The sequence below is a fragment of the Streptomyces sp. SM1 genome, from assembly GCF_002910825.1.
GTDB classification, from domain to species: Bacteria; Actinomycetota; Actinomycetes; order Streptomycetales; family Streptomycetaceae; genus Streptomyces; species Streptomyces okerensis.
Genome location: NZ_NEUB01000021.1, coordinates 1 through 9801, shown reverse-complemented (window position 1 = coordinate 9801; position 9801 = coordinate 1). Strand labels below are relative to the sequence as shown.

Sequence of the window (9801 nt, the reverse complement as noted above, 5' to 3'; positions counted from 1 at the left end):
TGGGCGGCCGGCTCGAGTCCTCGAGCTCGGGGAGGAGTGTGGAGAGGCGGTCAAGCTCCCCCGGACGGGCTAGTGCGGGAGCGTGACCACGATCTTGCCCCGTGTCCGGCCCTCCTGGTTCAGGCGGTGGGCCTCGGCCGCCCGGGACAGGGGGAAGGTCTCCGAGACGTGGATCGTCAGGGCGCCCTGGTCGGCCAGGTCGGACAGGTGGGACAGGTCCTGGGGGTCGGGGCGGACGAACCAGTAGTGACCTCCGAGGTCCACCACCTCCGGATCGGTGATCGAGGCCAGGCGGCCGTCGGGGGCCAGGAGGTTCGCGGAGGCCCTGAGGGCGTCACCGCCCACGGTGTCGAACACCGCGTCCACACCCTCGGGGGCCAGACCCCGTACCCGTTCCACCAGGCCGTCGCCGTAGCTCACCGGCTCTCCGCCCAGTCCGCGTACGTAGTCGTGGTTGTGCTCGCTCGCCGTACCGATCACCCGGGCGCCGAGGTGGGCGGCGAGCTGGACCGCGATGGATCCGACCCCGCCGGCCGCGGCGTGCACCAGGACGGTCTCGCCCCGCTTGACGCCGAGGACGCGGTGCAGCACCTGGTAGGCGGTCAGCCCCGCGAGGGGAAGGCCCGCCGCCTCCTCGAAGGACAGACTGCGCGGCTTGCGCGCCAGGGTGCGCACCGGGGCCGCCACGTACTCGGCGAACGTGCCCCGGGAGAGCACGTCCTCGCGCACATAGCCGATCACCTCGTCACCGACGTCGAACTCCGGGACGGCCGGTCCCGGTTGCACCACCACACCGGCGACGTCCCAGCCGGGGACGACGGGGAAGACCGCCGGGAGGACCGAGTCGAGGTAGCCCTCCCGGCACTTCCAGTCGACCGGGTTGACGCCTGCCGCCCGTACCTTCACCAGCACCGAGTCGGGCCCGACCTTGGGATCGTCGACCTCCCCGAGTTCGAGCACCTCGGGGCCGCCGTACCGTGCGTAGCTGATCGCCTTCATGGCTCCGACCCTCCGGGGTCCGCCCGCGCCGTGCAAGCCGGATCGCTCGATACACGCCATTCGCGTGGTGGCGGGACGGCCTGCGGGTGCCCCGAGCATCTATCGTGGGCCGGGTCACGTTTCGCCTTCGCTCTGGACGACATACCGACCGGTCGGCATCATTGGGCGGGTATTGTTTCCTGCCCGTAGGAGCGACGATGAGCCCCGACCACCCGCCCGGTCTCGATCTCGACCGGCTTCACGGCCTGCTCGAACGGGAGCGCCCCGGCCTGGTGAGCGGCCCGCTCTCCGGCCGGCTGATCGAGGGCGGCAGGTCGAATCTCACGTACGCGGTGACCGACGGCGGCTCGAAGTGGGTCGTACGGCGCCCCCCGCTCGGTCATGTCCTGGCCACCGCGCACGACATGAAGCGCGAGCACCGGGTGATCAGCGCGCTGCACCCCACCGCCGTACCGGTGCCGCGGCCGGTGCTGCTGTGCGAGGACGAGGAGGTGCTCGGGGCGCCCTTCTACGTCATGGAATTCGTGGAGGGAACCCCGTACCGCACGGCCGGCCAGCTCGCCCCGCTCGGTCCCGGGCGCACCCGGGACGCCGTGCTGAACCTGGTGGACACCCTGGTCGAGCTGCACGCGGTGGACCCCGGTGAGGTGGGGCTCGCGGACTTCGGCCGCCCCGAGGGTTTCCTGGACCGCCAGTTGCGGCGCTGGGGCAAGCAGCTGGACGCCTCCCGCAACCGGGAGCTGGCCGGGATCGACGAACTGCACGCGGCCCTCGGGCGCGAGCTGCCCGTCTCCCCCGCACCGGCCGTGGTGCACGGCGACTACCGCCTCGACAACGCGCTGATCGGCGAGGACGACGAGATCAAGGCCGTCCTCGACTGGGAGATGTCCACCCTCGGCGACCCGCTCACCGACCTCGGCCTGCTGGTGATGTACAGCATGCCGCTGGGCATGCCCGACTCACCCGTCTCCACGACCGCCGAGGCTCCCGGGCATCCCGCGCCGGCCGAGCTGATCGAGCGGTACGCCGCCCGCTCCGGGCGCGATGTCTCCTCGGTGTCCTGGTACACGGCGTTCGCCTGGTTCAAGCTCGCCGTGATCCTCGAGGGCATCCACTACCGCTACACGCTGGGCCAGACGGTCGGGCGCGGCTTCGACCGCATCGGCGAACTGGTCCCGGTCTTCATCGAGCACGGTCTGACCACTCTTCAGGAAGGCTGACCAGTCATGGACTTCGCGTTCGACGCGCGCACCGAGGAGCTGCGCGCCAAGCTCCTCGCCTTCATGGACGAGTACGTCCACCCGGCCGAGCGGGTCGCCGACGAGCAGCGTTCCGGGCTGGCGTCGCCGTGGGAGAACGTCCCCGTCGTGGAGGAGCTGAAGGCGGAGGCCCGCCGGCAGGGGCTGTGGAACCTCTTCCTCCCCGACGACGAGTACGGGGCCGGCCTCACCAACCTCCAGTACGCCCCGCTCGCCGAGATCATGGGCCGCTCCCCGCAGATCGCGCCGACCGTCACCAACTGCGCGGCGCCCGACACCGGGAACATGGAGGTGCTGACGCAGTTCGGCGACGCGGCGCAGAAGAAGCAGTGGCTCCAGCCGCTGCTGGCCGGTGAGATCCGCTCGGCCTTCGCGATGACCGAGCCGGACGTGGCCTCCTCGGACGCCACCAACATCACCACGCACATCGAGCGGGACGGCGACGAGTACGTCATCACCGGCCGCAAGTGGTACATCTCCGGGGCGATGCATCCGGACTGCAATATCTTCATCGTGATGGGCAAGACCGACCCGGACGGGGCGGACATCCGCCGTCAGCAGTCCATGGTCCTCGTCCCGCGCGACACTCCGGGCGTCACGATCACGCGCGCCATGCGGGTGTTCGGCTACGAGGACCACTACCACGGCGGACACGCCGAGGTGGTCTTCGACCACGCGCGCGTGCCGGTGTCGAACCTGATCGGCGAGGAGGGCGGCGGCTTCGCCATCGCGCAGGCCCGGCTCGGTCCCGGCCGGATCCACCACTGCATGCGGCTGATCGGCATGGCCGAGCGTGCCATCGAGCTGATGTGCCGCCGCGCGGTCTCCCGCGACGCCTTCGGCAAGGCGCTGGCGCAGCAGGGTGTGGTGCAGAACTGGATCGCCGACGCGCGCGTGGCGGTCGAGCAGCTGCGGCTGCTGGTGCTGAAGACGGCCTGGATGATGGACACCGTCGGCAACCGGGGCGCCCACACCGAGATCCAGGCCATCAAGATCGCCACCCCGCGCACGGTCGTCGGCATCCTGGACCGGGCGATCCAGCTGTACGGCGCGGGCGGGGTCAGCCAGGACTCCCCGCTGGCCGAGCTGTACGCCGGTGCGCGCACGCTGATGATCGCCGACGGACCCGACGAGGTGCACCAGCGGTCGCTGGCGCGCCGGGAGCTGAAGAAGTACCGGTAGGCACGGTCGTCGGCGGCCGCCGGAGCGGGTGCTCCGGCGGCGGCGCGGCAGGCAGCGGGGCGCGGTGGGGGGACATGGCGCGGACGGGCGCCCCCACCATCGGCTTACGGGCTCCCCGTCCCGGCGCGGGCCGGCGAAGGGAGAACGGCGTCCGACGCCGTTCCCGCCCCTCGGCCGGTCAGCGCTCCAGGTCCCCGCGCATCCGCACGAAGAGCTCTCCGGCGTCGGCGAGCGTGCTGTCCTCGAACAGCGCCACGGCCGCCGTGCCCTCGTCGGCCCACCCGCAGATGACGTTGCCGTCCTCGCTCAGGGAGGCGAGCAGGCACTCCACCGAGCCGCCGAGCGGTCCGGCGTCCACCGGCTCCGCCTGGGGCTGTCCCAGCTCCGGGTCCCACTGGATGTACTCGAGCATGCCCCGGAACAGGTGCTCACGGCGTGCTGGTGTCCTCGGGCACGTGGTCCACGCCCTCGAACAGCACCGGCGCACCCCGCCCGCCCGGGTCCCCGTAGTTCCCGATGACCAGCGTCATGCCGTCGCGCATCTCACCCGGGTCGACGGGAGCGTCCGTCAGGGCCCTGTCCCCCGTCAGTCTGCCCAGACCGCCCGCGCTGGAGGCGTCCACCAGGGTGCGCGGGCCCTTCGGCTCCGCCGAGGGCGCCGGTGACGCGTCCCCGGGGCCCTGCCCGCTCGGGGAGGCGACGGGGAGGGCCGTGCCGTCCTCCCGGCAGCCGCTGACCGCCGTCAGCATCGTCAGCACCGCCACCACCGTCAGGCCCGCTCTTGCCGCAGACGCACGCTTCACGAAGACCCCCGCTGTCGGTTCACTCATGCCTGTCCCGCCGTTCCGGGCGGCCGTGATCAGTGACGAGTGGTTCCGGCCGGGTGGTTCCCGTCCGGCGCGGACCGGCGGCAGCTCTCGGCAGCCGCCCCCGGGGGCCGGTGAGCGGCTCAGGGGCGCAGGGCGCGCAGCAGCAGGTCCGCCAGGTGGTCGGCGACCTCCTGGGGGCTGAGCGGGCCGTCGGGGCGGTACCAGGTCGACAGATGGTGCACGGAACCGAAGTGGTAGTCGACCACGAGGTCCGCCGGGGTGGCCGTGGAGAAGACGCCCTCCCGCTGGCCCTCCTCGATCAGCGCGCGGAAGCGTTCGTGGTAGCGGCGGCGTTCGGCGCGCACCTGCTGTTTCTTCTCGGGGCCGAGGTGGTGCATGGAGCGGAAGAAGATCGACGCGTCGTCGAGGTTCTCGATCGTGGTGACGACGACGTCGGCCGCCGCGCCGCGCAGCCGCTTCTCGATGGGCTCGTCGGCGTCCGCGAAGTGGTCCAGGCGTTCCTGCTGGAGGCGCAGCACCCGGGCGTACACCTCGTGCAGCAGGTCGTCCTTGGAGCCGAAGTAGTGGTAGAGCGCACCCTTGGTGACGCCGGCCGCCTCGACGATCTCCTGCACCGAGGTGCGGTCGTAGCCCTGCTCGGCGAAGAGCCGGGTGGCGGCGGCCAGCAGCCGCTGCGGCACGGGGGCCCCGTCACCGTCCGTCGTCCTGGGCACTGCCGCCACCCGCCTTTCCATGTCGCTGTCCGTGGTCGTGAGCCGGGAACGCGCTCCCGACGGAGGATCTTCCCACTGTCCGCGCCCGGCACGTGCGGCGGGATCTCCGCCCGGCGCGGATCCGTGCGGGCGGCCGGTGTCTCCCCGGGGCGCCAGGCGGGTACGGCCGGGTCCGTGCCGGCACCCGCCGGGCCTGTCAGCGGGTGGTCTCCCAGTGCTGCTGGATGCGGTTCATGCCGGAGAGCCAGCGGTCGGGCTCGGCGGCGCGGGCCTGGTAGTACTCGGCGACCTCGGGGTGCGGGAGGATCAGGAAGCGGTCCTCCTCGATGCCGCGGAAGAGGGCGTCGGCCACGTCGTCCGGTTCGATCGCGGTGGGCTTGAGGACCAGGTCGCCGGCGCTGCCGCTGGCGTCGAGCATGTCGGTGCGCACGCCCTGCGGACAGATCGCGTGCACCTTCACCCCGCGGTGGCGGTACGTCAGCGACAGCCACTCGGCGAACGCGTAGGCGCCGTGCTTGGTGACGCTGTAGGGGGCGGTGCCGATCATGGTGAGCAGTCCGGCGGCGGAGACGGTGGAGACGAAGCGGCCGCTGCCGCGTTCCAGCCAGTCCGGCAGCAGCGCGTGCGCCGCGCGGACGTGCGCCATGACGTTGACGTCCCAGGAGAGGGCCCAGCCCTGCTCGTCGAGGGGTCCGCCGGGCTCCCCGCCGTCACGGCCGACGCCGGCGTTGGCGCAGTACACGTCGACCGTCCCGCCGAGCGCCTCCCGGGCCTCGGCGACGATCGAGGAGGCGTCGCCCGGGACCGCGGTCCCGCCGATCTCCTCCGCCACGGCCTTCGCACGGTCCGCGTCCAGGTCGTTGATCACGACCTGCGCACCCTGGGCCGCGAAGCGGCGGGCGAGCGCCGCTCCGATGCCGCCCCCGGCTCCCGTGACGACCACCTTCGCACCCTGCACGGCTTGCACCATCGGACTCCTTCGACGCGGCTCCCAGCGGCTTCCGGCCGTCAGACTAACCGGTCGGTATGCGCGGTGGAAGAGGTCTTCGGCGCGGGGCCGGTCAGGTTCGTTCCCCGGGCCGGTCCCGCGCGCTAGCGTGCGTGGGCATGACACCCGCCGCGATCACGGAGGTCACCGTATGAAGCTGTCCAGACGGAGCCTGTTCGCCACCACCACGGCCGCGCTCGCGGCCTCCGCCGCACCGGCGGCCGCCGCTTCCGGGCCGGCGGCACCCCGTGGTGGCGGCCGGAGGCTGCGCACGGGATTCGAACGGCTCGCCGCGGACGGCTACGCGCCGCTCGACGGGCAGCGCGTGGGCGTGGTCACCAATCCGACCGGTATCACGCGGGACGCGCGGCACATCGTCGACGTCATGCACGAGGACGACCGGGTCGACCTGACCGCCGTCTTCGGCCCCGAGCACGGCTTCCGGGGCACCGCGCAGGCGGGCGGCTCCGAGGGCCGCCACGACGACCCGGCGACCGGCCTGCCGGTCTACGACACGTATCTGAAGAGCGGTCAGGCACTCGCAGACATCTTCACCGCGTCCGGTGTGGACACCGTGGTCTTCGACATCCAGGACGTCGGCGCGCGGTTCTACACCTACATCTGGACCCTGTTCGACTGCATGGAGTCGGCGGGGCTCGCGGGCAAGCGGTTCATGGTCCTGGACCGGCCGAACCCGGTGACCGGGCGGGCCGCGCTGGGGCCGGTGCTGCACAAGGAGTTCGCGACGTTCGTCGGACGGCAGCCGGTCTCGCAGGCGCACGGGATGACGGTGGCGGAGCTGGCGCGGCTGTTCAACGGGGAGTTCCTGCAGACGCCGGCGCCCCTGGAGACCGTACGGATGTCGGGCTGGAAGCGGTCGGACTTCTACGACGCCTCCGGGCTGCCTTGGGTGCCGCCGAGCCCGAACATGCCGACCCCGGAGACGGCGCTGGTGTACTCCGGGACGTGTCTGTTCGAGGGCACGAACCTGTCGGAGGGACGCGGCACCACCCGGCCGTTCGAGCTGCTGGGCGCGGAGGGGATCGGCCGGAGCTGGGCGGAGGAGGCGAACGGTCTGGGACTGGCGGGTGTGCGCCTGCGCGAGGCGTACTTCGCGCCGACGTTCTCCAAGTTCCAGGGCAGGACCATCGGCGGTGTGCAGGTGCATGTGCACGACCGGGAGTCGTTCGATCCGGTGCGGACGGGGGTCGGGCTGCTGATCACGGCCAGGCGGTCGTGGAGCGGATTCGCCTGGCGCCCGGACAACTGGATCGACAAGCTCACCGGCTCCACGCTCGTACGCACGATGATCGACGCGGGCGCGGACACGGACGAGGTGGTCGGCGGCTGGCAGGAGGAGCTGGCGGGGTTCCGGAGGATGCGGCGGGAGTACCTGCTGTACCGCTGAGCGGGCCGGGGCGGGGCGGCGGATTCAGGGCGGCGGGTCGCGGGCGGCGGCCCGCCGCCGTCGCGCGCGTGCCCACTCCGCCCGCCTGTGACCTGCGGTGTCACGGGTCCGGCCGCCCCGTACGGCGCGTCGGGCCCGGCGGATCGGAGAGTGGTGTGCATATCGGCCGGTTGTTCAGGAACCCGTAGAAGCCGCGGGGAGTTCTCAGGCTGTCGAGGGGAACCTCCTCCTCCATGGGAGGGAACGGATCGCGTTACCGCCGGTATCCCCGTGGGCGACCACAGCTGAAGGACGAACCAACGGAGTTGGTTCGCGTGTCCCCACGGCCGACCGAAGGGGGCCATCAGAAAAGGGATGGAGCCGATTCGCGTGTCGATACGTCTATTCGGCGACGTCCGTTCGACGACGCCGAAGTGACCGGATTACAGGTGCAGGTGTGACGGAGGTGCAGGACGATGGCCGGTTTCCGGAGTCTGGCGAGACAGGTCCGAGATCCGCGGTGCGATCTGGCACTGCGGCGCTATTCGCTGCGCAAGTGCCTTGAGCGATTCGCTCCCTACGGGCACAGGGCGACCTGGGACCATCTGTGCTCGCGGGCCGGGTTCGATCCCGAGGACCGCTCCGTCGACCCGGTGCGGCTCGTGGCCGCACTGGACGAGCTGGAGGAGGCCCGGGCGGTCTGGCTGGCCTACGAGGTGGAGTTCGCCGAGCGCCGCAGGAAGGAGAAGTACGACGGGTTGCGCAGGCCGGGCAGTGTGGACGACTGGCACCGGCTGACCTGGGGAGGTTTCGGTGTGGCCTGGTGCGACGACCCGCGGGTGCATCCGCGGGAGCCGCTGGCCGAGGTGCTGCGGCGGCTGATCGCCGCCCTGGAGCGTGAGCCGGGTACGGCCTGCCCCGTGTGCCGGGGGGAACGGCTCATGTGGCGCCACGACCTGGATCACGAGCCCTCGGCGGGCCCGGTCTGCACGGACTGCGGAATTCTGGTCCCGCGCCCCGTGCTCACCCCCGGGGCACTGGCGGACGCCCGCCGGGTGAGGCTGCTGGTGTCGGCCTGAGACGCAGGGAGCAACGGGGGCGGGGGGTGTGCCGGGGATGCCGCACCCCCGACGGCTCCGAGGACCGTAGCAGGCGCCAAATCGCTCGTTCCACGGTTTTTCTTCCCTGGACAGTCGGTGGCGACACACGCAACCGACCGCCCTGGGAGCCCGCCGATGTCGACGCTGCGCGTCACCGCCGAAGTCCTGACCGTCCACGAACATCCGGGCGCCGACGCCCTCGAACTGGCCCAGGTGGGCCTGTACCGGGCCGTCGTCGCCAAGGGTGCCTACCGCACGGGGGACGCGGCGGTCTACATCCCCGAGCAGTCCGTGCCGCCGGCCGGGCTGATCGCGGAGCTGGGGCTGACCGGACGCCTGGCGGGCGCGGAACACGACCGGGTCAAGGCGATCCGGCTGCGCGGTGAGCTGTCGCAGGGCCTCGTGTGCCGGCCGAAGGCACTCGCGGACGTCGATCTGGTGCGGGCCGCCGAGGACGGCGCCGACTTCGCGGCAGTACTGGGCATCACCAAGTGGGTACCGCCGGTCCCGCCGGCCATGGACGGCGAGGTGGAGTCCGCGCCGGACCTGCTGCCCTGGGTCGACATCGAGAACATCCAGCGCTATCCGGAGATCTTCGCCCCGGGCGAGCCCGTGGTGCTGACCGAGAAGCTGCACGGCACCGCCTGTCTGCTGACGTACGCCGCCGAGGACGACCGGGTGTACGTCTCCTCGAAGGGGTTCGGCGGCAGGTCGCCGGCCCTGCGGGAGGACCCGCGCAACCTGTACTGGCGTGCGGTGCGCGCACACGGCGTCGCCGAGGCACCGGCGGAGCTCGCCGCCCGGCTGGGGGCCCGGCGGGTCGGCGTCTTCGGCGAGGTGTACGGCGCGGGCGTGCAGGACCTGTCCTACGGCGCGGACGGGCGGCGCGACTCCCTCGGGTACGCGGTGTTCGACGTGTCCGCGGAGATCGACGGCCGGGTGCGCTGGCTGGACGCGGCACAGGAGCTGGAGGGCCGGCTGCCGCTGGTGCCACGGCTGTTCTCCGGCCCGTACGACGGTGAGCGGGTGCTGGAGATCGCCAGTGGCCGGGAGACGGTGTCCGGGCGGGAGCTGCATCTGCGGGAGGGTGTGGTGATCCGGCCGGCGGTCGAGCGGCACAGCCCGGTGACGGGCGGCCGGGCGATAGCCAAGGCGGTGAGCCCCGCCTACCTGACCCGCAAGGGGGGCACGGAGTACGAGTGAGCGGCACGGTACGGCTGCCCGCGCCCGCCCCGTACGCCACGCGGTCGTGCGGCACGGGGTCGTCGCACGGCACTCGGCCTTGTCGCACCCGGCCGTACCGCACCTGACCGCGGGCAGGTGCCCCCGCCGCCGCGTCTGCG

10 protein-coding genes are annotated in these 9801 nt (G+C 72.3%); 5 read left to right on the top strand and 5 right to left on the bottom strand.

Annotation, left to right across the window (positions count from 1 at the left end):
* Nucleotides 1–69 precede the first annotated feature (69 nt).
* Nucleotides 70–999 (bottom strand): NADP-dependent oxidoreductase, encoded by a 930-nt coding sequence (locus B9S61_RS00435; RefSeq protein WP_103540386.1) that lies wholly within the window; start codon nucleotides 997–999, stop codon nucleotides 70–72.
* A 197-nt stretch (nucleotides 1000–1196) separates the two neighbouring features.
* On the opposite strand from B9S61_RS00435, the gene B9S61_RS00430 reads away from it, so the two are divergent.
* Both B9S61_RS00430 and B9S61_RS00425 read left to right on the top strand, forming a co-directional pair.
* Complete coding sequence (locus B9S61_RS00430; protein ID WP_103540385.1) at nucleotides 1197–2219, top strand: phosphotransferase family protein; 1023 nt, start codon at nucleotides 1197–1199, stop codon at nucleotides 2217–2219.
* A 6-nt stretch (nucleotides 2220–2225) separates the two neighbouring features.
* On the top strand, nucleotides 2226–3440 hold the full coding sequence (locus B9S61_RS00425) for an acyl-CoA dehydrogenase family protein (protein WP_103540384.1): 1215 nt from the start codon (nucleotides 2226–2228) through the stop codon (nucleotides 3438–3440).
* Between the two features lie 178 nt (nucleotides 3441–3618).
* On the opposite strand, the gene B9S61_RS41905 is transcribed toward B9S61_RS00425, so the two are convergent.
* The 4 genes from B9S61_RS41905 to B9S61_RS00410 all read right to left on the bottom strand — a co-directional run bounded on the left by B9S61_RS41905 (nucleotide 3619) and on the right by B9S61_RS00410 (nucleotide 5953).
* Nucleotides 3619–3852: a hypothetical protein gene (locus B9S61_RS41905; RefSeq protein WP_258039482.1), complete on the bottom strand. Its 234-nt coding sequence runs from the start codon at nucleotides 3850–3852 to the stop codon at nucleotides 3619–3621.
* Nucleotides 3853–3868: 16 nt separating this feature from the next.
* Nucleotides 3869–4270 (bottom strand): hypothetical protein, encoded by a 402-nt coding sequence (locus B9S61_RS41900; RefSeq protein WP_258039481.1) that lies wholly within the window; start codon nucleotides 4268–4270, stop codon nucleotides 3869–3871.
* A gap of 119 nt (nucleotides 4271–4389) precedes the next feature.
* The gene (locus tag B9S61_RS00415; RefSeq protein ID WP_103540387.1) at nucleotides 4390–4983 is read right to left on the bottom strand and encodes a TetR/AcrR family transcriptional regulator; all 594 of its coding nucleotides are present in this window, start codon (nucleotides 4981–4983) and stop codon (nucleotides 4390–4392) included.
* Nucleotides 4984–5179: 196 nt separating this feature from the next.
* Entirely contained in the window at nucleotides 5180–5953 is a 774-nt protein-coding gene (locus B9S61_RS00410) for an SDR family oxidoreductase (protein WP_103540383.1), read from the bottom strand.
* Nucleotides 5954–6122: 169 nt separating this feature from the next.
* Here B9S61_RS00410 and B9S61_RS00405 point away from each other — a divergent pair, with 169 nt between their 5' ends.
* From B9S61_RS00405 to B9S61_RS00390, 3 genes are all read left to right on the top strand, one after another.
* Nucleotides 6123–7379, top strand: a complete 1257-nt coding sequence (locus B9S61_RS00405) for an exo-beta-N-acetylmuramidase NamZ domain-containing protein (RefSeq protein ID WP_181007168.1) — start codon at nucleotides 6123–6125, stop codon at nucleotides 7377–7379.
* 455 nt (nucleotides 7380–7834) lie between these two features.
* Complete coding sequence (locus B9S61_RS00395) at nucleotides 7835–8437, top strand: hypothetical protein (RefSeq protein WP_103540380.1); 603 nt, start codon at nucleotides 7835–7837, stop codon at nucleotides 8435–8437.
* A gap of 156 nt (nucleotides 8438–8593) precedes the next feature.
* On the top strand, nucleotides 8594–9661 hold the full coding sequence (locus B9S61_RS00390; RefSeq protein WP_103540379.1) for an RNA ligase (ATP): 1068 nt from the start codon (nucleotides 8594–8596) through the stop codon (nucleotides 9659–9661).
* The last annotated feature ends 140 nt before the right edge of the window (nucleotides 9662–9801 follow it).

Excerpts from the sequence above, each read along its gene's own strand:
- B9S61_RS00405 (WP_181007168.1), top strand. The coding sequence starts at position 6,123 with ATGAAGCTGTCCAGACGGAGCCTGTTCGCCACCACCACGGCCGCGCTC.
- B9S61_RS00435 (WP_103540386.1), bottom strand. The coding sequence starts at position 999 with ATGAAGGCGATCAGCTACGCACGGTACGGCGGCCCCGAGGTGCTCGAA.
- B9S61_RS00410 (WP_103540383.1), bottom strand. The coding sequence starts at position 5,953 with ATGGTGCAAGCCGTGCAGGGTGCGAAGGTGGTCGTCACGGGAGCCGGG.
- B9S61_RS00425 (WP_103540384.1), top strand. The coding sequence starts at position 2,226 with ATGGACTTCGCGTTCGACGCGCGCACCGAGGAGCTGCGCGCCAAGCTC.
- B9S61_RS00390 (WP_103540379.1), top strand. The coding sequence starts at position 8,594 with ATGTCGACGCTGCGCGTCACCGCCGAAGTCCTGACCGTCCACGAACAT.
- B9S61_RS00395 (WP_103540380.1), top strand. The coding sequence starts at position 7,835 with ATGGCCGGTTTCCGGAGTCTGGCGAGACAGGTCCGAGATCCGCGGTGC.
- B9S61_RS41905 (WP_258039482.1), bottom strand. The coding sequence starts at position 3,852 with ATGCTCGAGTACATCCAGTGGGACCCGGAGCTGGGACAGCCCCAGGCG.
- B9S61_RS00430 (WP_103540385.1), top strand. The coding sequence starts at position 1,197 with ATGAGCCCCGACCACCCGCCCGGTCTCGATCTCGACCGGCTTCACGGC.
- B9S61_RS41900 (WP_258039481.1), bottom strand. The coding sequence starts at position 4,270 with ATGAGTGAACCGACAGCGGGGGTCTTCGTGAAGCGTGCGTCTGCGGCA.